General features: G+C 42.2%; 22 protein-coding genes. 11 read left to right on the top strand and 11 right to left on the bottom strand.

What is annotated here, in order from left to right; translation table 11 throughout:
- Nucleotides 1-6: 6 nt before the first annotated feature.
- A complete protein-coding gene (locus tag ABR189_RS04970; protein ID WP_354659344.1) occupies nucleotides 7-942 on the bottom strand; it encodes an NAD-dependent epimerase/dehydratase family protein in 936 nt (311 codons plus the stop codon).
- 591 nt (nucleotides 943-1,533) lie between these two features.
- Here ABR189_RS04970 and ABR189_RS04975 point away from each other — a divergent pair.
- Complete coding sequence (locus ABR189_RS04975) at nucleotides 1,534-2,523, top strand: collagen-like domain-containing protein (RefSeq protein ID WP_354659345.1); 990 nt, start codon at nucleotides 1,534-1,536, stop codon at nucleotides 2,521-2,523.
- A gap of 78 nt (nucleotides 2,524-2,601) precedes the next feature.
- Here ABR189_RS04975 and ABR189_RS04980 read toward each other — a convergent pair whose 3' ends face one another.
- Together ABR189_RS04980 and ABR189_RS04985 are read right to left on the bottom strand one after the other, a co-directional pair.
- Complete coding sequence (locus tag ABR189_RS04980) at nucleotides 2,602-2,988, bottom strand: YdeI/OmpD-associated family protein (RefSeq protein WP_354659346.1); 387 nt, start codon at nucleotides 2,986-2,988, stop codon at nucleotides 2,602-2,604.
- Between the two features lie 2 nt (nucleotides 2,989-2,990).
- Nucleotides 2,991-3,416 (bottom strand): VOC family protein, encoded by a 426-nt coding sequence (locus ABR189_RS04985; protein WP_354659347.1) that lies wholly within the window; start codon nucleotides 3,414-3,416, stop codon nucleotides 2,991-2,993.
- Between the two features lie 123 nt (nucleotides 3,417-3,539).
- On the opposite strand from ABR189_RS04985, the gene ABR189_RS04990 reads away from it, so the two are divergent.
- Nucleotides 3,540-4,175, top strand: a complete 636-nt coding sequence (locus ABR189_RS04990; protein WP_354659348.1) for a class I SAM-dependent methyltransferase — start codon at nucleotides 3,540-3,542, stop codon at nucleotides 4,173-4,175.
- Nucleotides 4,176-4,219: 44 nt separating this feature from the next.
- Here ABR189_RS04990 and ABR189_RS04995 read toward each other — a convergent pair whose 3' ends face one another.
- Nucleotides 4,220-4,615, bottom strand: coding sequence for a (R)-mandelonitrile lyase (locus tag ABR189_RS04995; RefSeq protein ID WP_354659349.1), 396 nt, complete (start codon nucleotides 4,613-4,615; stop codon nucleotides 4,220-4,222).
- Between the two features lie 94 nt (nucleotides 4,616-4,709).
- A complete protein-coding gene (locus ABR189_RS05000) occupies nucleotides 4,710-6,014 on the bottom strand; it encodes a flavin monoamine oxidase family protein (protein WP_354659350.1) in 1,305 nt (434 codons plus the stop codon).
- A gap of 291 nt (nucleotides 6,015-6,305) precedes the next feature.
- On the opposite strand from ABR189_RS05000, the gene ABR189_RS05005 reads away from it, so the two are divergent.
- The 6 genes from ABR189_RS05005 (at nucleotide 6,306) to ABR189_RS05030 (ending at nucleotide 16,937) form a co-directional block, all read left to right on the top strand.
- A complete protein-coding gene (locus ABR189_RS05005) occupies nucleotides 6,306-6,917 on the top strand; it encodes an RNA polymerase sigma factor (protein WP_354659351.1) in 612 nt (203 codons plus the stop codon).
- Nucleotides 6,918-6,983: 66 nt separating this feature from the next.
- The gene (locus ABR189_RS05010; protein WP_354659352.1) at nucleotides 6,984-8,165 is read left to right on the top strand and encodes a FecR family protein; all 1,182 of its coding nucleotides are present in this window, start codon (nucleotides 6,984-6,986) and stop codon (nucleotides 8,163-8,165) included.
- A gap of 235 nt (nucleotides 8,166-8,400) precedes the next feature.
- The gene (locus ABR189_RS05015) at nucleotides 8,401-11,760 is read left to right on the top strand and encodes a SusC/RagA family TonB-linked outer membrane protein (RefSeq protein WP_354659353.1); all 3,360 of its coding nucleotides are present in this window, start codon (nucleotides 8,401-8,403) and stop codon (nucleotides 11,758-11,760) included.
- 17 nt (nucleotides 11,761-11,777) lie between these two features.
- Nucleotides 11,778-13,175, top strand: coding sequence for a RagB/SusD family nutrient uptake outer membrane protein (locus tag ABR189_RS05020; RefSeq protein WP_354659354.1), 1,398 nt, complete (start codon nucleotides 11,778-11,780; stop codon nucleotides 13,173-13,175).
- Nucleotides 13,176-13,197: 22 nt separating this feature from the next.
- Nucleotides 13,198-14,325, top strand: coding sequence for a redoxin domain-containing protein (locus tag ABR189_RS05025; RefSeq protein WP_354659355.1), 1,128 nt, complete (start codon nucleotides 13,198-13,200; stop codon nucleotides 14,323-14,325).
- A 209-nt stretch (nucleotides 14,326-14,534) separates the two neighbouring features.
- Nucleotides 14,535-16,937, top strand: a complete 2,403-nt coding sequence (locus ABR189_RS05030) for an ABC transporter permease (protein WP_354659356.1) — start codon at nucleotides 14,535-14,537, stop codon at nucleotides 16,935-16,937.
- A gap of 208 nt (nucleotides 16,938-17,145) precedes the next feature.
- Here ABR189_RS05030 and ABR189_RS05035 read toward each other — a convergent pair whose 3' ends face one another.
- The 3 genes from ABR189_RS05035 to ABR189_RS05045 form a co-directional block, all read right to left on the bottom strand.
- Nucleotides 17,146-17,832 (bottom strand): 3-keto-disaccharide hydrolase, encoded by a 687-nt coding sequence (locus tag ABR189_RS05035; RefSeq protein WP_354659357.1) that lies wholly within the window; start codon nucleotides 17,830-17,832, stop codon nucleotides 17,146-17,148.
- Nucleotides 17,829-17,972 carry a hypothetical protein gene (locus tag ABR189_RS05040; protein ID WP_354659358.1) on the bottom strand — a complete coding sequence of 48 codons (144 nt, stop codon included), beginning with the start codon at nucleotides 17,970-17,972 and terminating at the stop codon, nucleotides 17,829-17,831. The genes ABR189_RS05035 and ABR189_RS05040 overlap by 4 nt, the downstream gene beginning before the upstream one ends.
- Before the next feature lie 69 nt (nucleotides 17,973-18,041).
- Nucleotides 18,042-18,626: an RNA polymerase sigma-70 factor gene (locus tag ABR189_RS05045; RefSeq protein WP_354659359.1), complete on the bottom strand. Its 585-nt coding sequence runs from the start codon at nucleotides 18,624-18,626 to the stop codon at nucleotides 18,042-18,044.
- A 521-nt stretch (nucleotides 18,627-19,147) separates the two neighbouring features.
- Between ABR189_RS05045 and ABR189_RS05050 the strand changes: the two genes are divergently transcribed.
- Nucleotides 19,148-19,930 (top strand): phytanoyl-CoA dioxygenase family protein, encoded by a 783-nt coding sequence (locus tag ABR189_RS05050; RefSeq protein WP_354659360.1) that lies wholly within the window; start codon nucleotides 19,148-19,150, stop codon nucleotides 19,928-19,930.
- A 42-nt stretch (nucleotides 19,931-19,972) separates the two neighbouring features.
- Here the strand turns inward: ABR189_RS05050 and ABR189_RS05055 are convergent, their stop codons facing one another.
- On the bottom strand, nucleotides 19,973-20,488 hold the full coding sequence (locus tag ABR189_RS05055; protein WP_354659361.1) for a hypothetical protein: 516 nt from the start codon (nucleotides 20,486-20,488) through the stop codon (nucleotides 19,973-19,975).
- Between the two features lie 305 nt (nucleotides 20,489-20,793).
- On the opposite strand from ABR189_RS05055, the gene ABR189_RS05060 reads away from it, so the two are divergent.
- Nucleotides 20,794-22,707: a histidine kinase gene (locus tag ABR189_RS05060; protein WP_354659362.1), complete on the top strand. Its 1,914-nt coding sequence runs from the start codon at nucleotides 20,794-20,796 to the stop codon at nucleotides 22,705-22,707.
- 49 nt (nucleotides 22,708-22,756) lie between these two features.
- On the opposite strand, the gene ABR189_RS05065 is transcribed toward ABR189_RS05060, so the two are convergent.
- Both ABR189_RS05065 and ABR189_RS05070 read right to left on the bottom strand, forming a co-directional pair.
- The gene (locus ABR189_RS05065; protein ID WP_354659363.1) at nucleotides 22,757-23,353 is read right to left on the bottom strand and encodes a hypothetical protein; all 597 of its coding nucleotides are present in this window, start codon (nucleotides 23,351-23,353) and stop codon (nucleotides 22,757-22,759) included.
- A gap of 80 nt (nucleotides 23,354-23,433) precedes the next feature.
- The gene (locus tag ABR189_RS05070) at nucleotides 23,434-24,024 is read right to left on the bottom strand and encodes a hypothetical protein (protein ID WP_354659364.1); all 591 of its coding nucleotides are present in this window, start codon (nucleotides 24,022-24,024) and stop codon (nucleotides 23,434-23,436) included.
- 129 nt (nucleotides 24,025-24,153) lie between these two features.
- Here ABR189_RS05070 and ABR189_RS05075 point away from each other — a divergent pair, with 129 nt between their 5' ends.
- Nucleotides 24,154-24,543, top strand: a complete 390-nt coding sequence (locus ABR189_RS05075; protein WP_354659365.1) for a DUF1801 domain-containing protein — start codon at nucleotides 24,154-24,156, stop codon at nucleotides 24,541-24,543.
- Nucleotides 24,544-24,574 lie beyond the last annotated feature (31 nt).

The raw sequence follows: 24,574 nt of genomic DNA on the forward strand, positions 1-24,574 counted from the left end.
GATATGTCATGTGTTGTGCTGCTTTTCATTGGCTATTTGCTTCATCCCTTCCAGGTAGGTAGTAACCTGGAAATCAGGGAATCGATGTTTAAATTTTGAATCGTCAAATATATTGTCATGCTCATATCTGGGAAGCAGTTCCTGTAATTCTTTTACCCGGTTATTGAACATGGCACCCATCTTAAATATAAACTTTGGAATAACTGAATATTTCAGTGCTGTATCATAAACTGTAGAAGCCAGCGTAATGAATTGTTTATAGGTTAATCTATTATTGTCAACCGGCAGATGCCAGGTTTGGTAAAATGCATCCGGTGTATTTCCAATCAAAGCGGTGGCGCTGCTTGCATCAGGTGTCCAGATCAGGCTTCTTAATTTATCATCCCGTAATGGGACTTTTAGCTTTTTGCGCGCTTTAATATTATTGAAAATTAAAGAATTTGTGATACTCTGTGTTTTGCCAGGACCATAAAATTCCGGAGCCCGGCAAATAACGGCTTCCAGTTTGCCGGTATTTATTGCCTTTAGTAACATGTTTGCCATTATTTGTCTTATCCTTCCTTTTCTTCCAATAGGAGCAAAGGGCGTCCGTTCTGTAAGTATTCTGTCATCCTGGGGATACATGTAGGTATTATCAAAAAAAACCAATTTTGTCCCATTCACTTTACAGGCTTCGATTACATTGCTGGTAATCAGCGGAAATTGTTTTTCCCACAAATCTGAATTCATTGGCAGGCCCAGTGTAAAGTAAGCTATTTCACTGCCCTCAACTGCTTTTATTGCATTTTCCTTATTAGACAGATCTGCTGAAAAAATACTGTCTGTATCATTTACTTTTTTTGCTTTCCTGCTTACAATTCTGATGTTTGAAGTAAAACTGCTTTTAAGCGTCCTGGCTAATTCTTCGCCAATTTGCCCATTTGCTCCTAGTATTGTTTGCATACTGTTTTGCTATTTAGCTATTATCTATTTATAGAACAGATAGAGAAACATTTAGTTTGATCTTAAATGTACATGAATATTATTAAAGCCGGTTTTCTGGTATCTAATATAAGTGCTGAAGAATAGCTATTAAATTGTTGGCCGGATGATTAATAACTCCGGCCAGTTATCAGTAAAAAACTGCCAGTTAAATGAATAATTGTCTGAAATGCAGTAAGATATTGGTTTTTTACTATTTTTAAACTTCCAGAAAATGGAAACTGAGGTAGTGAAAAAGCAACATGCTCCAATTCCTATGATCAGTATTGTCACAAAATATTTGTTCCTCAATAAAGATAAAACAAGAAACAGACCTAGACATAGACCCGGTTGCCGCAGACAACCTTGAGTGGCCTCAGAAAAAGCAAATTTATAAGACGGCAATTCCGAAGCACCGGCAGTAGTATTAATATGTACTGTTGATAGGGTATTGCCTTTGGCAAGCGATAGTATTTAGACCACTTCATAGTGTCTGATTACTACATGAGGAGGTGTTGTTACTCCAAACGATGTATGTCAATCCATTTCAATTAAAAATAAAACAAACTAAGCATGAAGCAGTTATTACAAGTAACTATGTTTTTTTTCGTTATGGCCCTGATATCTGCAGGTTGTAAAAAAGGAGATCAGGGACCAGCTGGTCCACAAGGAGAAAAAGGGGCAGCGGGACAGCAAGGCGTACCTGGCCCTGACGGGAGCAAGATTTACAGTGGGAATGGTGCTGCTGCAGCTAACATTGGCACTATTGGTGACTTTTATCTGGATCTTTCCAGTTCTAAATTTTATGGTCCGAAGACCGCCAATGGTTGGGGTACGCCTATTAGTCTTAAAGGTGCCACGGGAGCAACTGGTGCTGCAGGTGCTACAGGCGCAACTGGTGCAACCGGTGCTACAGGAGCCACTGGTGCCACAGGAGCAGCAGGAGCAACCGGTGCTGCAGGAGCTGCCGGCAGTAAGATCCTCAGTGGTAGCGGTGCTCCGGCACCGGCAGTGGGAAGCAACGGCGATTATTATCTGGATAAATCTACCTATTACTTATATGGTCCTAAAACAGCCGGAGCGTGGGGAGCTGCTTTAGCATTGCAGGGACCCGCAGGTCCACAAGGCCCCGCTGGTCCGCAAGGTCCTGTCGGTACTGCTAATGTGATCTATTCCAGTTGGAAATATGCTACTAACTTTAATGATACAACGATAGACAATTCTTCTTTGAAGGCAGGCTATGTAGCAGCCCCCGGTATTACCAGTAACATTCTCAATTCCGGAACGGTAGCTATATATTTTACGTATGGTGGTGGAACATTTCCTTTGCCTTATACCAGCAATGCTGGCGGCAAAGTCAATACCATTGCATTTACTCCCATGTTAGGTAAAATACTTATTACACGTTTTACACATGATAACAGTAATTCTGTTAATTTGAGCACTTTATTACAGTATCGTTATGTGATTATACCTGGCGGTGTTGCTGGTGGCAGGCAGACTGCCCCTCCTGATTATAGCGATTATGCTGCTGTATGCAGATATTATCATATTCCTGAATAGTCAGGAGCTTTTATTATGCTGAAAATGGCTGTCTGCAAAGGCAGCCATTTTCAATGTATGTTCGTACTGAGCAAGGAATCAAACTTTTGCAGTTGCTTCCGTTACCCACATTCCGGTACGTTTTGCCAGATCGATCTTTTCCTGACCATGCGCCGTCATCAGCCCTGTTGTAATCATCCGTTCAGCCCGTTCTATATTAGGCTTGCTCCATTTGCTTTTTGCTTTACGGGGGGTAAATGTCAGATAAAAACTTTCCTCATTACGTTTTCTGGCTTTACTGTCTATCCACCCGAAACACAGCGCTTCTTCAGTGGCTTCGATAAGGGAAACGCAGGGAACTTTACTTTTCTTATGATATTGTATCAGCCATACACCTGTTTCCGACTGGCAGTTTTTAGCCAGCCATTTCCGCCATTCAGTTCTGGTGGGAGCGTATACCGCCTGTCTTCCATCAAGTGTTTCCATAATTATAAGCTGGCTTTTTGTTGTAATATTTGCAGATAATGTGGGTTGGTCATGATGCCGATGATATTACCAAAGGGATCCGTCAGTGCTGCTGTAGCAAAACCGCTCCCTTCCTGGCCGCGTGCGGTAATGGGCTCAAATTCTGTAGCGCCCATGGCTATCAGTTGGTCGAAAGTAGCTTTAATATCATCCACATGCCAATAAGTAATGGCGCCGCCAGTGCCGGCTGATCTTGCCGGAGGGGCGTATTTGCTATCTATCACCCCCAGTTCATGCTGGTAATCACCGAGGCGGAACTCGAAATAGCCAGGCATGTCAAAATAGGGGGCTTCGCCGAAAAATTCGGTATACCATTGCTTTGCTGCTGCATGATCTGCTGCGTAAAATGTAAGTGTAGCAATACCGCGTAATACTGATGATTGTGCCATTTGGATAATTTATCAGGTTATTGTTTTAACAAAAATAGCACCCGGTTTTGACAACCCTATGTCAGCAGGGTTGATTAAAACAAAAAAAATGTTCAGCTTTGGTATCTAAAAGCGAAGCATAAAATGAACCCACAAGAGAAAATATTGCATTGCTATAACCTGGTAGCGGAAGACTATGCGGTGGAGCGTTGGGACGAACTCTCCCAAAAGCATATTGACCGGTTGTTACTGAAGGAATTTGCAGCTAGCAACAAGGAAAAGGGGTTGTGTGCCGACTTTGGCTGTGGGCCCGGTCAAACCACTAAATTTCTGTATGACAATGGTCTGAAAGATATTATCGGTATCGATCTGTCACCAGCAATGGTGAATGTTGCCAGGAAGCTTTCTCCTCAAATTAAATTTGAAACCGGAGACCTGCTGAATATTGCTTATCCATCAGCATATCTGGGAAGTGCGCTTGCATTTTATTCGATCGTACATTTTACTATTGATCAGGTCAGCACCTGTTTTGGAGAAATAAACAGGGTATTGAAAATAGGCGGAGATTTTTTATTTTCCTTTCATGTGGGAGATGAAATCGTTCATTTTGACAAAGCCCGTGACAAAGTAGTAGACATCGATTTATATTTCTTTAAGACGGATGATATAGTAAAATTACTTTACGAAACGGGTTTTAAGGTGATAGATGCAATAGAGCGGCGTCCGAATGAAAATATGGAATACCCCACCAGACGGGCCTATATATGGGCTGAAAAATAATGGAGTAAGATAACATCCTGTCCTATAATATCTCCCTTAACTTACTAGCCCTGGTACTGCTGGTCGGTCACCTTTTCCAACCAATCCACAACTTTTCCATCGAGGTTTTCCTGAATAGCAATATGTGTCATGCCGGTAGTAGCAGTGGCACCATGCCAGTGTCTTTCACCAGGTTCAAACCAGACCACATCTCCAGGGTGGATAGTTTCTACCGGGCCGCCTTCCTGTTGTATCCAACCGCATCCGGCAGTTACAATTAATGTTTGCCCAAGCGGATGGGTGTGCCAGGCTGTTCTTGCTCCCGGTTCAAAGGTTACGCTGGCTGCCGCAGCCCTACGAGCTTCATTAGCCTCGAAGAGTGGATCAATTCTTACGGTACCTGTAAACCAGTCATCCGGCCCTTTAGCGGATGGCCTTGATCCTATTCTTGTAATTTCCATGGTTCAAATATTTAATTATGTACCTGCTTATTTTTTTATAGTACAAGTTAAGCAATTCAAAACTTCTAACCTGTATAGTAAGTTTGGTGTAACCTTATTCTGCCAGTACCATTCCGGCAGCATGACGGCCACTGGAGAGTGCTGCTTCAACAGTACCCATAGCAGGCCCATCATACAGGTATTCACCCGCAAAGTATATTGTCTGATCAACAGCCTTCCGCAAAATCTTCCGGGCCTGTTTACTTTCTACCATATCATAAGCATAAGAGCCACGGGTATATGGTTCGGAGGTCCAGTTGGCAACATGCCAGGTAATAAGTTTATCCTGTAGTGTCTGGGAGGAGATGCCAAATATATCTCCCAGTGAAGCAAGGGTGGTTTGCATAATAGTTGCAGGTGGTTGCAGCTGCATTTCCAATGCCGGAGGCCCGCCAAGCCAGCCGGTAAGTAGCGGAACATTAGGATCAGACTGTGTCCAGAATGTGGGAATAGCCTCGTTTGTCAATAGTAGTTTAGTAGTGGGGGAGCTGTTGGATGGTCTGAAAAAATCATGGCCTGTCCAGAAGGGTTCCTTAAACTCAAGCAGTATTTTTATGATTGCCCCAAATCCAATGTTTTGTATAGCTGCTGTTTGCTCCTGCAAGGAGGGATAGAACCCTACAACCCCCGTTGTATTGCCGGCAGCCTGCAGTACTCCTAATGGCAGTGCAATAATCACCTTGGCCGCTTTGTAAATGGTGTTGTCGCTGGTACTGACCTTTACGGCACCCTTTTCCCAGATTATGTTGCTCACAACTTTATCCAGCAGAATTTTACTACTGCTTTTGAGGCATTCCCCGGCGAGGTATTGGATCATGGCCCCATAACCACCAACAATACGGTGCTGTGCATCATCATCTTCATTTTCCCATTCATTGCGGATCGCCAAAGTGCTGATGTCATGTATACTGGCAGCATCATATCCGTTTACATACTTTTCTACCTGGGAACGCATTGGGGCATATTTTTCTCCCGGGAAATGCTGTTTCAGAAAGTCATACAGCGGGAGGTCCTGATGTAATTCATCCATCTTCTTCAAGAGAGCATCCATCCCTTCAACAGGTTCATCACCTTGTTCAAACTTACCGTCAAAATGCCGTAACATTTCGAAGGAAGTCTGAGTATAACTGATGTCGGCTTCCTTTAACAGGGTAAGTGTAACCGGTAAATTGCCATGAATGAATTCCGCGCCGAGTTCTATATGCTGGCACAGCGATTTACTATTCACCGTATAAATCCGTCCGCCCAAGCGGTGCCTGGCCTCTAACACTGTAACTGTTTTACCAGCTTTTACCAGTACATAGGCCGCCATTAAACCTGCAGCACCTGCTCCAACGATGATGACATCTGGTTGTTTCATATTTTAAAAAGATTTATAGAAGGTGGGAATACTGTCAATTACAACAGCAAACAACCTGCCCCGAATGTAAGTATTCCGGGAACTTTTTGATACGAGGTATTAAAATCCGGTGTTTAAAGATGGGATTTAAAGCAGACAAGAGTCCTTCTTTTGAGGGGCATTGCATCCTACTATTGAATACTATAATTTTGCATGATTCCAGGGTTTTATTGTAATCAGGGAGTCAAGCCATGAATTAACAACTATATCTATGGCATTTTTGCCGTAGATTGTTACCATAATCGAGCGTAATTGAGCATTGACGGAAACCGGACATATGACGAAAAGGAACTGCTGCTAAAAATTGCGGAAGGGGATGAGAGGAGCTTTGGCACATTAGTAAAGCATCATTGGCCGCAGGTATATGGTACTGCCCTTCGTTTAACTAAATCGCCGGAGCAGGCTAAAGACCTGGCGCAGGAAATGTTCCTGAAATTATGGAATAACCGGAGCAAGCTCCCGGAAGTGGATAATCTCGGTGCCTATATATATGTTGCCGCTCGCCATATTGTGATGGATTTTATGCAGAAAAAAGTGCTGCATCTGGATAATATGCCGCATCTGGCCGACTATTTTTCCGAAAACTCTGTTAACCACCCGCAAACCAGCCTGGAACTGAAAGAGCTGGAACAAACAGTGTCTGCAGCTGTGCAGGCTTTACCCGAAAGGACAAGGCGTGTTTTTGTATTGCACCGCTTTGAAGGGAAAAGCCATAAAGAAATAGCAGATTTACTTAATATCTCTGAAGTTAGCTCCAAAACCTATATAGTAAGGGCGCTAAAAGACATTCGCCGTTATCTTTCCGAACATGCCGGTGATAACCCGGTATTGCTCATTTTCCTGCTCAGCAAATTTTTTCAATAATTTTTTTCAGATCACTGTCTTACCCCCTCCGCTTTTTCCGTCATATATAAACGTAAACGCGATATCATGACTGATCACCAGGTTAGGGAGTTATGGGAAAAGTACCTGAAGGGTACTGCTACTGCTACAGAATTGGAGGAGTTGCGACAGGCTTTTGGCCAGTCGCCCCACTCTGCCATATTCGATGAGCTATTGCAAACAGCTTTCACAGACCCCCGGAATATTGAACAGGGAGATTATGAGATCAATGAAGTAGTTAATGAGCTGCTGTTACGGATTGAGGAACAACAGGCCGGCCAGCCCCGGATCAACAAGCTTCCCTTCAGGCGCTGGACCTGGGCCGCAGCCGCAGCAGTATTGTTACTGGCAGGGATAGGCGGTGCACGCTTATGGAATAATAATGCAAATCAAACAACCCATATCCCCATTGCAAAAACAGACATTCCACCAGGCAGCGAAGGAGCCATTCTAACGCTGTCTGATGGAAAGGAAGTCGTGCTCGACAGCCTGGGCAATGGTACTATTGCCCGGCAGAATGGGAGCGATGTAAAGCTGGAAGACGGTGCGTTGCAATACCATCCGGCGGGCGAAGCGGAAAAAACGATGGTTTATAACAAAATGTCCACCCCCCGCGGGCGGCAATTCCAGATGACCCTGCCGGATGGCAGTAAGGTGTGGCTCAATGCAGCGTCCTCTATCCGGTTTCCGGTAGCCTTTACCGGTAATGAAAGGAAGGTGGAAGTAACGGGGGAAGTGTACTTTGAAGTAGCGAAGGATGCCGTCAAGCCATTTATTGTAGCGGGCGGCGGTTTTGTAATACAGGTTTTAGGAACCGATTTTAATATCAATGCTTATACAGAGGACGGCCTGGTACAGGCCACCTTACTTACAGGCTCCATTAAAGCTACTACCAATAGCACGACTATGCAGCTTAAACCCGGCGAACAATGGGTATACACCGTGCCGGGAGCATCTCCCAGGATCATACATGATGCAGACATTAACCAGGTAATGGCATGGAAAAACAAAAGATTTTCTTTTAATGGAAATATCCGGCAGATCATGAATGAAGTAGGAAGATGGTACAATATAGCTGTGAAATATGAAGGTAATATCCCTGATAGGGAACTGGAAGGTGGCTTCACCCGGGAAAAAGAACTCCGGAAAGTCCTGGAAATATTACAGGCTGTTGGCGGCGTAAAATTCGACTTAGTGGGGGAAACCCTTATTGTAAGCGCATCAAAATAATGAGCCATAAAAAAACCGCTCCGGTTGCTGCCGGGCGGTTATGCGAGGCTAATATCCTTATAGAGTCACTATACGGTACGAGTTGAGGCGGATCGTATAGCTTTTATTAACCAAAACGCAAACTAAAGTTATGCATTTTATGTTTATGAGCACTCCTGGTCCCAGCGCGGCAGGGGGGAAGTACCTTGCATGGATTCATCCGTGGAAGGAAAAATCAACCAAAATTATTCGTGTCATGAAAATGTTGAGTGTGCTGCTTATCATCTCTTGTATGCAGGCTTATGGAAGTATCGGTGCCAATGCCCAGGCCGTTACACTTTCTGGCAAAAACATCCCGATGAAAACAGTTTTTGAAAAAATCCGGATACAGACGGGTGTTGAATTCGTATGGGACAAAAACATTATTGAGGAGGCCATACCAGTAACAGTGGCGTTTAAAAACACTCCCTTAAAAGATGCATTGGATAGCTGTTTTAACGGGCAGCCACTCCGTTATTCATTTATTGATAATGTGATTGTGGTTACCCGCTCTCCTCATCAGGAACCGGCAGTAATGAATGATAAAGTGCTGATCAGCGGACGTGTACTATCCGAAGATAAAAAGCCAATGGAAGGGGTGAATATTGTAATCAAAGGAACTACACAAGGTGTCAGCACTGATGCAAAGGGTAATTTCGTTATCCCCGCAGAACCGGGGCAAACGCTTGTTTTCAGTTCTATCGGTTATGTTCCTCAGGAAATAAAAGTAGGCCAGGCTAATAACTATGCTATATATCTTAAAGTAGCGATAGCTAATCTGGACCAGACTATTGTGGTAGGTTACGGTACTCAAAGCAAAAGAAATGTAACAGGGTCTATTGCCAAAATATCCGAGCTGAAGCCTGAAGAAAATATCACCGGAAGTCTGTTTAGTGCCATGCAGGGCAGGGTAGCCGGCTTGCAGGTGAAAAACTCAGATGGTTCCCCGGGCTCTCAGCCTTCTATCAGCATACGCGGGGCCCAAACACTCAATAGTGCCAACATTAACCCGCTTGTGGTAATCGATGGCCTGATCGTGGATGCAGGCGTAGGATTAGGTACTGTCAACAATCCCAACTTTAATTTCAATAATATCAACCCTCAGGATATAGCGTCTATTGAAGTACTGAAAGATGCGTCCTCATCGGCTATTTATGGAGCAAGGGGGGCACAGGGTGTGATTATGATCACTACCAAAAGAGGAAAGCTTGCCAGCCGCCCTGTTGTTAGTGTAAACTCCTATTATGGAATTACCAGATCCACCCTGGGATTTCGGGCTTTGAACAACGCTGAATATGAATCGGTATTCAGGGAAGCACGTCAGAACAGGATTGGCGATATCGACAAACTTATTGCAGGTGGAGTAACACCTGAAAGAGAGCAGGTACTGAATGATGAAAAAGGTATTTTGGACTATGAGCTCAGCTCTTTTAAACTGGGAACACCTATCGGGCTTTTCGATAACAACTGGGTGGATAAAATAACTTCAAAAAATGCATCTACCCATAATATCCAGGCTAGTGTATCCGGAGGTGGCATAAACAATACTTATTATTTATCCTTTGGTAAGTATTCCGAAGAAAATACGGTTGGTGATGGTATATACAGGAGATATTCCGGTAAAATGGCAATGACCCAAAAAATCAATAAATGGTTAAGGATTGGGGGAGATCTGAATATTTCGTTATCCCAAAGCAGTAATCTTAATTCCCCCCTGTACGGAGCAATAGAAGCCCGCCCGGATACACCGGATTCGTTATTGATTAATCCTGATGGCAGTATCGGCTACTGGTTTGGTTTACAAAATCACCCTTACGCAACCAGCTACCAGGTGAAGCGTGATAGAAAGGAGTGGAATTACCTGGCCAATGTTTTTGGCGAAATTACATTCAGACCTAATCTGGTTTTCAAATCTACACTGGCAGGGGTGAGTAGTCAGAATACTGACTTGAATTTTTATAGCCCGTTCTCCTATTCCGGAAGTTTTGTTAATGGGGAGCACAATAATAATTCAGGCAGCGGTATTCAGTATACTTTCAATAATACCCTTACCTATCAACTTGCTGTGGGCGACCTGAGGGGTGACCTGTTGCTGGGTCAGGAGTATTATGAAAATAAAAATACCACTGCCGGCTTCTCGATTTTTGGATTCCCAACGAGTGAAGGCTTATGGAATCCGGGCAACGGTTCTACTTATTCGAACAGCGATATTTACAAGAACCGCACTTATGCCGAGGCAGGAGAATCCTATTTCTTCCGTTCTAACCTTAGCTGGAACAACCGGTATCTGTTGAGTGGAAGTATACGCAGAGATGGTACTTCCAAACTTACAGGGAAGAATAAGTATTCCTGGTTTCCGGCACTATCTGCAGGCTGGATCATTTCTGACGAACCTTTTTTTGGTAAAAACTCCCTGGTTTCTTTTCTTAAAATTAAATCAGGTGTAGGGCTTACCGGTAATATCCGCACACTAGGCTATTTTGATTTTGCTGACCTGATAAACACCGGGACCTATAGCGGAAAACCTGCACTGGTATTAAGTAATGTTCGTGGAAACCGGGATCTGAGATGGGAAAGAACACGTCAATATGATGCTGGTATAGAAGCCAGGTTCCTGAAAAACAAGCTTTCAATGGTACTGGAATTCTACGAGAAAAGAACGGATGGGTTGATTACCAGTTTACCGCTGCCATATTCCACAGGTGGTTATGCCTCTCAAAAAGGAAATCTTGGTACTGTAGCCAATAAGGGTATTGATCTGGACCTGTCTTACCGCAGCCGGTTGACGAACGATCAGAAGTTTTCCTGGAATGCCGGTGTAGCACTGAACATTAACAGGAACAAGATCCTGTATTTAAGAGATTCCGTAATGGGTTATGGCTATTATATGCCTGGCGGGCCACGGCCATATGTAAAGATGGGACAATCTGTGGGTTCCCTGCTGCTCTACAAATCATTGGGCGTTGATCCTCAAACCGGGGACATGATATATGAAGACAAGAATAAAGATGGTATCATCAACCAGGCTGACCAGGAATATGTTCCTGTAGCGCAACCTAAACTTTCCGGAGGGTTTAACCTGGGCGCCAGTTGGAATCGTATCAGTATTGACGCCAGTCTTACCTTCAGCACAGGTAGTAAGATTTATAATCTTGACGATCAATACAGCCGTCTTTTTAATATAGATTATACCGGGGTAATGACGAATAAGCCTGAATGGATTACTGACAGATGGAGACATCCAGGTGATAACAGCTATTATCCACGTGCTGTAGTAGGTCCACATGGTGCCGGTCAAATGGAAGACTGGAATACCCTGCCGTCTACCCATTACCTGTTCGATGCTTCTTATCTGAGAATGCGGAATGTGACTATTGCATACCAGTTCGACGAAAAAATATTGAAAAGAGCAGGCATTCCGGCACTTCGCGTTTATACATCCTTCCAGAACCTGTTTGTAATCAAGAGTAAGGGCCTGAAACTGGCTGATCCTGAAGTAGGGATAGAAACAGGTATACAGGCAACATTTGTACCGATGCCGAGAACATTTGCCTTTGGTATTGATATCACTTTATAATCAGAAAAAATATTGATATGCTTCGGAGATATTTCCTTTTAATAAATTTACTTACATTTCTTGCCTGCACTTTTTCATCGTGCAGTAAAAACCTGGATGATCCTTTTCCGGATACCTCCATTGGTGAACAACAGCTCAGACCTGCGGATCTGGCACTCCTGGTAAAAGGGGCCTATTCAAAGATCCATGGAGGCTGGCCTTCACAAACCTATCCGCTGTTTGATATATATGCAGATGATATAATCTCTGTACAGGGAGGTTCTGTGACCCGCTTTAACCCACAGGCATATGAGGCCTGTAATCCAAATCCAAGTGATGGTTTCAGTAATGGTTTTTATTATAATGGCGCCTATACTGCCATTGGGCATGCCAATGTTGTAATTAACTATATCCGCTCCCGTGAGCTTACTGATCTGAATAAAGAGCTGGGAGAAGCGTTGGGAATCCGTGGGTATTGTTATTTCCGCCTGATGGAAGCATATAAGGGGGTGATCATTACATTGGGGTCAAATGAAGACCCGTCAGAATATAAACGTGCCCAAAACACAGAAGAAGAGGTGTATAACCGCGTTATCACCGATCTGAAAGATGCAGAAAAGCTGTTGCCATCATTTACAACAGCTGATGCTTTGTCTAAAGAAGCCGTTCAGTTGTTGCTGGCAAGAATCTACCTGAATAAGGGAGATAAAGTGGAAGCTAAAAAATATGCTGAAATGGTGATCACTTCACCAGCTACTGAACTTACCCAGGATTTTACCAGTAATTTCCGCTACAATAATTCGGGCAATAAAGAGTTGCTTTTCCGTCTGGTAGAAGGCCCCGTACCCAGCTCCTATGACCGTAGTGGTATGTTTGCGTTATACAGCCCCGGATTTCCTTATCGGCGGCCAACAGGTGTGACCGGTAATGGCCAGACTTGGTTAAACGCTGATCTGGTGGATGCCTATGAAACCGGTGATGTACGTACAGGGTTAGTCAAAAATCAATTTGCCAATAGCGTGGGTAAAGAGGTGACTTACCTAATGAAATTCTCGCTGGATACTTTACAGGAAGCGAATGGATTTGTGACCTATCCGCAGATCCGGTTAAGTGAAGCTTACCTTATTTCTGCAGAAGCAGATGCCCGCGGAGGTGTGGTTAATGTGGCCCGCTACAATGAAGTCAGGAAAAAAAGAAATGTAAAAGTGAAGGCTGCTGCTGATTTTGCCGGTGCCAATGATTTCCTGAATGAGATTGAAATGGAGAGAAGAAAAGAATTTGTAGGAGAAGGATTACGCTGGCAGGATATGAAACGCTTTGGCAAGGCATTGGGCTTTTTGAGTTCCAAAGGACGGGATGCAACGCGGCTTTACCTCCCATTTGTTACGGCCGAATTAAATAAAAATCCAAAGCTGATACAGAACAAGGGGTATTAGTAATACGAACAAATCAAATAGTATGAAGCGCATATTAATATTAAACCTATGCTTACTTGGAACAATTTGCGGCGTAAAGGCACAGCAGTTTACCATAGTAGGAGATATGGGTAAAAGTGCTGAGGGGGCAATCGTGCTCCTTAATTTCTCAAGGGATAATAAATATCATCAGGATTCAGCATTGGTAAAGGATGGGAAATTCCGTATTACCAGTACCATCAGTGAACCGGTAACCGGCTATATCAGGCTGCTAAAAGGAAGTAGTGGCGCTGAGCATGATATGGAACAACGGGCAGATGAGAGCCAGATTTTTCTTGAACCTATGCTGATAAAAATAAAATCATCAGATGGGACTATTAGAAAGGCTACTATCAAAGGCGGCGCCGGGCAGTTGGAGCTGCTGGCGCTCGAAAAGCAGCTCAAGCCTTATCAGGCAAAACTAGCGCCATTGATGGATAGTATGATGTACTACTTTGAAAAAAAAGAGGATGCCGGGGTCGAAAAGTTCAAAAAGCTTAGCAGGCCTGTATATGATGAGATCGATGAAGCGAAAAGGGCGTTTGTAATGGCGCATCCAGATTCCTATCTGAGCCTTTCCCTGGTAAGGGACAACAGCTTTGTGATCGATGTGGCAACATTTGAGCCATTGATTAATGCACTCAGTGCACGGATGAAAAAAACACCTACTGCCCGGTCAATGGCTGCCCGGCTGGATATTGCGAAAAGAACAGCAGTAGGTATGAAAGCACTTGACTTTACGTTGCCTGATACCTCCGGGGCTTCAGTCACCTTGTCTGCATTCAAAGGAAAGTATATTCTGGTTGATTTCTGGGCAAGCTGGTGTGGCCCATGTAGAGAAGAAAACCCTTATCTGGTAAAAGTTTATCAGCAATATGGGGGAAAGGATTTTGAAATAATCGGTATTTCACTGGATTCTCAGAAATCACCGTGGCTGAAAGCTATTGCAGACGATGGGTTGAAGTGGCTGCATGTGAGTGATCTGCAGGGCCCAAAAAATGAAGTGGCCAAACAATATGATGTCAGAGCCGTTCCCCAGAATTTCCTGGTAGATCCCAATGGTATAATCATTGCCAAGAATTTACGGGCAGGTCAGTTGGAAGATAAACTGAAAACCGTTTTTAAAAATTAGCACTCATTATTCCTGATCAGACAGGCTGGCTAAAAAGTAAAATTTTTAGTCAGCCTTTTTTGTTTACATATGGACACCTACTGTATCGAAATCGTACATTTGTTTTTTATGTAAATTCATATATACTTGATTTTTAAGTAAATAGTAAATGGCATTTTTCTTGACGCCCCCACTTGTCATTCTTACTCAACTTTAATATTACGTCCACCATGTTAAGCAACTATCTGAAAACTGCATGGAAAAATTTACGCAGTAATAAGGTCTATTTCGCAATTAATACTGTTGGTTTAGCAGTGGGGATTGCAGCTTGTCTGCTCATTTTTTTATTAATTCAATACGAAACCAGCTTTGATAATTTTCATAAAAACGGGGAGCGCATTTATAGGGTGGTATCAGCAGTGAAAACTTCGGAAGGCATGAACTATTCGAAAGCCAGTGCCTTTCCTGTAGCAGATGCTTTAAGAAGCGAGTATCCACAACTGAAACATGTAGCCCGTATATATGAACGAGAAGGTAAGCAAATAACCTTACCGAATGATAAAGCAGAGGTACCACCAAAAAAATTTAAGGAGAATGTTTTTTTTGCTGAACCTGAATTTTTCGACATATTCAATTTCCCCTTTCTGGAAGGCAACTCAAAAACTGCTTTATCAGCACCTAATTCGGTAGTGCTTACGCAAGAAACCGCTAATAAGTATTTTGGAGATTGGCAGATAGCTATGGGTAAATTTATCAAGTATGATAATGGGCAGCTGTGCAAAGTGACTGGCATCCTGAAAAATATTCCTGCTAATACGGATTTTCCCTTACAGGCTGTATTTTCTTTTAAATCTGTTAGTGGGCAGGAAGATGTTTTAACGGATTGGGCAGGCCTGGACGGGTCTTTAAATACTTTTCTGGTACTTCCCGAAAATATACCGGTACAGCAATTTGATAACGATCTTAAAGATTTTGTAAAGAAGTATACACCTGTTGAATATGCGAATCAGGGATATGTTTTACAGCCTTTGAGTAGCATGCACTATGAGAGTGAGTTCGGTATTTACGGGAGAACCACTTTCAGTAAAGAATTGATTACCGCATTAAGCCTGATAGGTTTGTTTCTTTTAATAATTGCCTGCATAAATTTTGTAAACCTTGCCACAGCGCAATCAGTAAGCCGTTCAAAAGAAGTGGGCATCAGAAAGGTGTTGGGCAGTAGTAAAAATCAATTGGTTATTCAGTTTTTAAGTGAAACTTTTATCATTACCCTTCTTTCAATATTGATGGCAATAGTGTTTGCATTCCTGGCATTACCGCTGCTTAACCAACTATTGCAAACACCATTGGAAATAAGGCCTACGTTCTCTTTGATGGTGTTTTTATTCACTATGCTTATTGTTGTTACCTTATTATCGGGCTGCTATCCTGCAATTGTTTTGTCGGGATTTAATCCTATCACTGCACTGAAAAATAAATTTACCAGCCATACTGCCAGCGGGCTTTCAGTGAGGAAGGTATTGGTGGTGTTTCAATTTGCCACAGCGCAGCTACTGATTATAGGAACATTAATTGTTGTGAGTCAGATGGATTTCTTTCAAAATGCATTTATGGGTTTTGATAAAGAGGCGGTGATTACGGTTCCGATGCCTCATGACACGGCCCGTGCGTCTAAAATGGATGCATTGAAAATGGAGTTGCTGCAACAGTCCGGAATAAAAAATGTGAGTTTTAGTGCGTTTAGTCCGATAGATAAAGCGGGTTGGGATGATGAGTTTAAATTTGAGAATGCTGTAAAGAAATCGGGTTTCAGGACTGAGTTTAAATGGGCTGATGCTGATTATTTTAAAACATATGGTATTCAGTTTATTGCTGGTATGCCATATAGAGAAGCGGATACTGTAAACGGATTTGTGGTGAATGAAATGATGGTGAAAAAATTAGGTTTCAGGAATCCTGAGGATATCATCGGGAAAAAAATAAATTTCTGGGATGGCAGGATGGTGGCATCTGTTGTTGGAGTAGTGAAAGATTTTAACGGTAACTCATTGAAAAAGGAGAGGACTCCTATTGTGCTGGGGTCCTACCAATTGGTGTACCGGTTGATCAACATAAAAATACAGCCGCAGCGCATGAAAGAAACTTTGGAGGCAATAGAGAAGATTTGGAACAGGGCACATCCTGATTTTATCTTTGAGTACCAGTTTCTGGATGATAAGATTGCCAGCTTTTATCAGCAGGAAAACCAGCTCTCACAATTGTATAAAATATTTGCAGGCATCGCTATATTTATTTCCTGTCTTGGGCTGTATGGCTTCGTTTCCTTCATGGTAGTACACCGTACTAAAGAAGTAGGTATCAGGAAGATATTAGGTGCATCAGCAGGTAACATCATTTATTTGATCTCTAAAGAATTTACGCTGCTTATTGGCGTTGCATTTTTAATTGCGGCTCCAATAGCTTATTATCTGATGCATCGCTGGCTGCAAAACTTTGCTTACAGGATAAATATTGGCGTTGGAATATTTTTATCCACCATTCTTATCTCAGAAATAGTAGCCTGGCTTACTGTCGGGTATCAGGCACTAAAAGCAGCACTCGTAAATCCGGTGAAAAGTTTGAAGCGGGAATGATATCATTTACAGGCCTGTTAAGCTGATATGACTTTATCCCTATGTAGTGGAATGATATTGATCAGTTCTTCATGAGGGCAAAAAGGTGACATACCACTACCAGTATGTCACCTTTCGGATGGTTTACTTGCCAATAACCATGTTTTAGTATTGGCGCCTGAGAGAGCAGCACCGCAAAATATCTATAGGGTAATCCTTTTATGATCAATTACAGTTCCCTGATCCAGATATTTCTGAAACTGATAGGTGCGCTATCATCATTATGATCCTGCAATCCTATTGGTCCGTCTCCATGAGGAACAACCTGTGGAAAGCCTATATATGGTGTATTGCCCTGGATAACCGTATTGTATTGCAGTAGTATCCCGTTCTGAATAACAGTTACGCCGGGAGGCGTACGATAGGTACCATCCTTCCTGAAAGTCGGTGCCGTATAGATAACATCATAAGTATTCCATTCACCCGGTTTATTCATTGCATTGACCAAAGGCGGGGTTTGTTTGTAGATACTCCCGGTTTGTCCATTTGCGTACGTTTCATTTTGATAACAGTCCAGTATCTGAACTTCATACATATCCTGTAAGAACAGCCCGCTGTTGCCTCTCAGCTGGCTTTTTCCTTCGATTCCCTTTGGAACGCGCCATTCCAGATGTAATTGGAAATCCTTGAACCGCTGTTTGGTCCGGATATTACCGGTTCCCTTTTTTACAGTAAATACACCATCATGTACGGTCCATTCAGCAGATTTTCCTGCTGCGTTTTCCCATTTTGACAGGTTAGAGCCATCAAACAGGACAATGGCATCTGAAGGCGCTTTTATCAGCGTAGCTCCTGCATTGTAGGGAGTTACCACAGGAGGCTGGGGTAACCATTTTTCCGTCATCTCTGGCGTCATGGCAACTGGTTCAGGGTACGCTCCATTTCGAATAACCATTCTCCATTTGCCTCATCGGTAGCTATCCATTGGGCAACCAGCTCAATTTCTTCGGATGTACAATGCCCTGTCAGGAATCGTATCAGTAGTTGTTCATTCATCCTTGTAAGCAATTGAATATAGAAGACACGGGTGGGAAGCAGTACTACTTAGTGAAAATTGAATTTTTTTTATTTTACATCTATGAACATTAAGAAAAGGAGCAGGATGTCTTTCAGGTCTTTTCTCAGGAAGGTGATCGCCTGCCGGATATGGGCTTCGACCGTACGGTGTGAGATCCCCATGATCTCGGCTATTTCTTTATGTTTTAGCTCATCCCAGTAGCAGTACCGAAATACCTGGGCACATTTAGGGGGTAATTTGGCAATAGAAGCGTTGATAACCTCCCTCAGATCATTGTTGAAAACCCGTTTTAGCACCTCATTGGTATCCATATTCTTTTCGAGGAACGCCATGCGGGCCTCAGCTATCACCAGGCGCGATTCATACTCTTTCGCTGTCATCCGGTCCCTGAGATAATTTAAGCATCTGTTTTGCGTCCATTTGTACAGGTAAGACTGTATGTGGTTGATCTGAATTGTGGACCTCTTTTCAAAAAAAGCAGCAAAGACCTCTTGTACCAGGTCATGAGAAGTTGGCTCGTCCACAAAGCGGCAAGCAAAAGCTTTTAGTTTAGGATAGAATAAGGTGTAGAATTCACGGAAGGATTCAGTATCCCCTTCTTTGACTTTTTCCAGATCTATTGTTGATAGCATAGCGCATTTCCCCAGGTTCTTATTAACGTAGCACTAGTACTTTCATCGTGAGTACGATTGCGGGATCATAAAACGTGGCTCAAGCGTATAAAACGCTACACATGATTTTTGATCAGTTTACAATTAAGCGTTGCAAAGTATAAAATATTTGGATGAAAGTAAAGGTATCATATTTTTTAAATTATGTTACGGTCGTATAAACCTGTAAAAAGCCTGATGGTGTTACATTGTCTGCGTGTATCGCAGGTATGTACCATAGATATTATCACTTTTGTTTATATTGTTGACAGTGAAAACAGGTCACCGGTACTTATCAGACTTGATTACTTGTTGGGATTTTATTACTTTTGAAGCATGAGAATGACAGTAATGTTATAAAACCTACCCTGGCTTAATACTTAAGCAATGCACCATCTTATTAATGGTGTGAATAATATCATTTTACAATTTCCCACTTATTTTTTATGCATCCTTTCGCAACAGGATTGTTGTGCTATGGATTTGATCCAAAAAAAGATTTTATGCAGGAATTATTAAATAAAGAAGCGGTTGAACAGTTTATTACAGACGGGTTTGTCCGGATTGACAATGTGTTTTCTCCAGCTATTGCAGGTGCTGTATTGGACATTTTATGGAAAGATATTCCTTTTGAACGGTCAGCCCCTAATAGCTGGACAGCGCCAGTTGTCCGTCTTGGCATGTACACGCATCCTCCTTTTATTGATTCGGTTAACACGCCGGAGTTATATGCAGCGTTTAATCAATTGGTTGGTGCAGGTAAATGGATTCCATGTAGGAGTGTAGGAACATTTCCGGTAAGGTTTCCTTCCAGGGAGCTGCCTAATGACACGGGTAAACATGTAGATGCAAGCTTTCCCGGAGAGGACCCTTCTAATTTCTTTGAATGGCGCGTTAATATAAAGTCTAAAGGGCGTGCTTTGTTAATGTTGGTTTTATATTCAGATGTAACGGAGACTGATGCACCGACAATTATCTATAGGAAGTCGCATTTAGATGTAGCCAGACTTTTGCATGGGTCAGGGGATAGCGGGCTTTCCTTTATGGAGCTTGCAGGCAAGCTGGATGAGCTGCCCAAGCGTGATGCAGTACTGGCAGTTGGCCAGGCAGGAACTATTTACCTGTGTCACCCGTTTTTGGTACATGCTGCACAGGCACACAGGGGCCATACGCCTAAATTTATGGCACAGCCCCCTTTATTATTACGAAAGGAATTAACTATTGAAGGTGCGGCTGTTGATTATACACCTGTAGAGCAAGCTATCCGGTTGGCGTTGGACTATTAAGCATGTCAGGCCAAATTACTATGATCTTAGGCCCATTTGGGTCTAAGATCTTTTGTAGGATATGACTTCGTAAGTTCCCTTAAATAGTTTTTTCTGTTCCATGGTTTGCTTAAATACACCCTGGGTAATAATATCTCTTACGATCTCTTTCAGGATTTGGGGATTATTAAAGGGATGGACTTTAAACAGTATTTCATTTGCCTTTCCGTAGAGGGTGAGGGTATTTATTTTCTCGGCATTTAATACAGCTGAGGTAATGTCGTTGTAGGCGATGGATATTCCAGGTTGGCGTTTACGGGTGATCGTGAGCTGATTTTTATCTGTAGATATAGTTACTTTTGGATATATGAACTTTATCAGAAAGAAAATGGGGACTATATAGATAATACCTGCGAGGAAGCCAAGCCCTTTGATACTTCCAAAATTATTCACGGTATCGGCAAGATGGTCCACACCGCCGGAAATATACAAGGTGATAACAGCAGCAACTGCGAGGTATGCGAGGGCAAAGAGTATACCTTTTACGGGGTTGATTTCGCTATACTGATAAGTTTTCATAACCGGTGCTTGAAATTATGTTTGGGAGAATGGTGACAGTTGATGCCGCATCATCCATCAGACAAGTATAGGCTGTATGCCGGAAATACAACAGGGAGATTGTTATTCGTGGCCCCTAAATCCATATCTGCGATGTTTTATCCCTTATCTGAAAGGAAGGAGGGGGAACAGCCCGGATTAATATCCGGGCTGTTATAAAAGAAATTTAATTATATATTTAATGGATAATCATTATAAAATCAGGCGATAAACGGAGAACTGTTTATATATTTATGCTTTTTTGCTTAGCTAAATTTACTTTATTGATGAATGCAAGAACCGCATTGGCGGTTTTTTCGGTTTTGACACTGCTTTTTATTACCTCCTGTCAGGATAATGAAAAGCCCCGGAAAGATCAGGGCAATACCCCTGAGGTGATATCCGGGAAAGATTATTTGTCTCTGGTAATTTCCCTGGATACTTTATCATCTGTGGGATACAAAAAGGTTGTTTACAGAGAAGACAGCCTGCTCCGGTATGTCCCTGATAGTAATCATAACCCGTTTTATTATTATTTCCGGGCCAGGCGGTACCATTTGGAGAAGCAGCCGGACATGGCAATGGAAGCGTATAAAAAGATGGCCGGAACAAAAGATAGCATTGAAATAGACTTGCTGAAGACCTACAGCATACTGGATAATACCACCGGCAGTGGCACATTGGTAGCAGGAACATTAATGCAATCTATATTGGCCGCCATGCAAAAAGCCGAGAATGCCCATAGCAAGCTGACTTATCGCTTTTATGATCTGATGGCCAAAGCATATTATCAGAATGATAATGGAGCAGAATCATTGGAGTATGCGGAACGTTATTATAAAAATCACCCCTACAAATCTCATCCGGTAGTAAGACAACGGTACTACGATATTTCTTTTATGCTGGCTTCCAGGGCGGGGGATGATAGTAAGATGATATTATATAATGAAGAAGCACGTAATCTGGCCAAAAGTATCGGCGATAGTATGGCCATTGCCCGATCGTATGATAACCTGGCTCAGGTTTATGCGCGTCAACAGCGATTTGACAAAGCCGTTGAAAATAGCAGGATTTTCATTGAGTATTTGAAGAAAACCAATAGTCTGAAGGCATATGCATATAATAATTTAGCTACCAGCTTTGTCCGTAATAATCAGCTGGATTCCGCTATTCACTATTATAAGGAAGCTATCGCTTTAGCCAAAAGGAATGCAGAAGGTAAAGAAGTACCTGGTTATTACAACGGACTTATAGAAGCCTATAAAAAGAAAGGGGCATATGCTGAAGCCATGGAAGCAGCTGATTATGCTTTTGCCCTGGAAATAAGAAATATTAAAGAGATAGAAGCGGTTAAAGTTGCAGAGATACAGGCAAAATATGAAACAGAGAAAAAAGACCGGAATATAGCAGAACTGAGTAGCCAGAATGTGTTGAACGAAAAGGTTATACGTCAGCAAAGATGGACAATGGGGCTGGCCTCCGTAATTTTCATTGGTATATTTTCATTCTTTTATATTATACACCGGCAATACCGGCTGAAAGAGAAAAACAAATTGCTGCAATCGGAGAACAGCCGCTTGAATATTGAGCAAAAACTATTGCAGGCACAACTAAATCCCCACTTCATATTTAACTCTATTGCAAATCTGCAGAGCCTTGTAGCTTCCGGTAATACGAAAGAATCTGTCCGCTATCTGTCAACGTTTTCCAGATTATTACGGAGTGTGCTGGAGCAAAGCAGGAAGGATTTTATCAGTCTGGAAGAAGAAGTGACCTCCTTGAAGAACTACCTCCAGCTGCAGCAAATGCGATTTGAAGGAGTTTTTGATTACCAGGTAATAGTTGCGGATGGCCTCTGCGGAGATGATATCCTGATTCCCCCTATGTTAGTCCAGCCTTTTGTAGAAAACGCTATAGAGCATGGGTTTAGAAATATTCAACACAAAGGTATTTTAACGGTATCATTCAGTGCTGAAAACAATCAGTTGTTTATCCTGGTAGATGATAATGGTAAAGGTATTGTGAATAAGGAGGAGGGACAGCAAAAGAAGAGATCCCTTGCCGGAATTATCCTTAAGGAAAGACTGGAGGCACTTTTCAAATCCAGTGGGCAGGAAGCGAAGTTTGATGTTAAGAATAAAGAAGGCGACGGTACGCATGGGGTTACCGTGTGTATTGTAATACCGGAAATTAAGGACTAACCCTCTGTATTCCTTAGGCAGGGGCAGGATCATTTATGGTTAGGTAGCTTTACCTGGTTTCCTTTTTACGTTTTTCGTATAATGCGACACATCTTTTTTCATAGTCAAAATATAGCCCATCATTAAAGTCTTCGATATTGGTTTCAGGAATAATCATCTCCGCATAGATGGTAGGCAATTTTCTGAGTTTCCCATTATGTACGTCATAAAAATTCCCTACATACTTATTGGTCAGCAGGTTGATGCTTGATTTACCACTACCGTTTCTTACTTTTTCTCCAAAGTCTGTATAACTAATATCATAATCAGTTCGCGTTATTCTTATCAGCTGTACTTTTTTAGTTTTAGGGTTATATTTAAATTCATTGATAAAGCCAGACCGGCCATAATCATTCCAGAATTCAAAACCATTTTTTGTTGGAGCCAGCATGTTGCCAAAGTTGAGGATCTGTATTTTCAGGCTTTCAACAGGTTTATATTTATTGGTAGATAGTATACAGAAGAGCTTGTCCAAATCGCTATCAATATAAATAGTATCTTTTTTAAGATCGCCATCCAGGTCTTTTACAATTTTTTGGACTGATTGCGCAAAAATTGTATGGATTGGTAGTATTACCAGAAATAAAAGTTTTACACGTAGTGTCATGATAAGTCCTTGTCGTTTTTTAGGAAGCAGCCACCTGGTATAGTTGTGGCATTTTAGTTCCGCTGTTTTGATTAAGCTGCTTACAATTCGCTTTTAGAAATTGGTATCTTTCTCTTTCTAAAACTTGTTATATCATCTGGAAAATTAAAGATTTTCAATGTATCAGCAGGTGCGTGAAGCTGTTGTTTCAGGATTTGAGGCTCCCCCAGAGGTACATGTTTTCCTTGTTGTTTTGCCCAGCCGTTGTAAAAAACAGGGTAATAACCAATGCTATCTGTTGGGGCATCAATCACCTGAATACACAAGTTTTTTCTTACAGGAGGGAGCCTGGTATTTTTCTTGTATTTTAAAAAGACAGTTACTGTAACAGCGTCGTAATAATAAGTACCTGTATATTGGTGGGTCCAATAGGCTCCGCCTGAGTACCAATGCGTAGCATTAAAAGTATAATTACTGAAAAACTGCCAGATAGACCCGCTGCCAATTCCTTGTCCTTTCCCTGATTGGGTTAAGGTCCACTCTTCGTTATCTAAAGCAGTAAGGCTTTGTTGCTGTGCATTATTACGGCCATATAGCATTATTGAAAATAGCATGATAAGTAGCTGCTTCATTTTACCAAGGTGTGTGCAACAAACAATGTCATAATAACCTTTTTGAAAAACGGTAATCATTTCAACTGATCGTTAAATTTAGGGGTTAATTGCCAAATGATCAAATGGTGGCGCCTGGTATTTTGCAGGGTAATTTATTTGTAATACTTTCAATTTAAGCTATTGTTAGCAGGTTTAAAAAATTGCAATATGAACCAGGAAATAAAAGCGTATAATGATTCTTTGCCAGCTTCAGATAAGGCTATTGGCCAAAAGCTGGCACAGGAAATTGATAAGCATTTAGTGGGTGCAGAGAATAAAATATGGCACCGGCATCCGGTTTGGTTTCTGAATGGCAATCCGATCGTTGGGTATAGTAAATTGAAAGACAGTGTACGCCTGTTGTTTTGGAGTGGCCAGTCTTTTGAGAAAGAGGGCTTACAACCCGAAGGCAGTTTCAAGGCGGCAGAGGTCCGCTATACAGATGTAAAGCAGATTGATACCGGTTTGTTAAAGCGCTGGTTGGAAAAATCCGCAAAGATCCAGTGGGATTATAAAAACATTGTTAAGCGTAAAGGTGTGCTGGAGCGGCTGCTCTAGCACGAGGTGTATCTGATTAATAGTAGCCTGA

This window comes from Chitinophaga sp. H8 (assembly GCF_040567655.1).
Lineage (GTDB): Bacteria > Bacteroidota > Bacteroidia > Chitinophagales > Chitinophagaceae > Chitinophaga > Chitinophaga defluvii.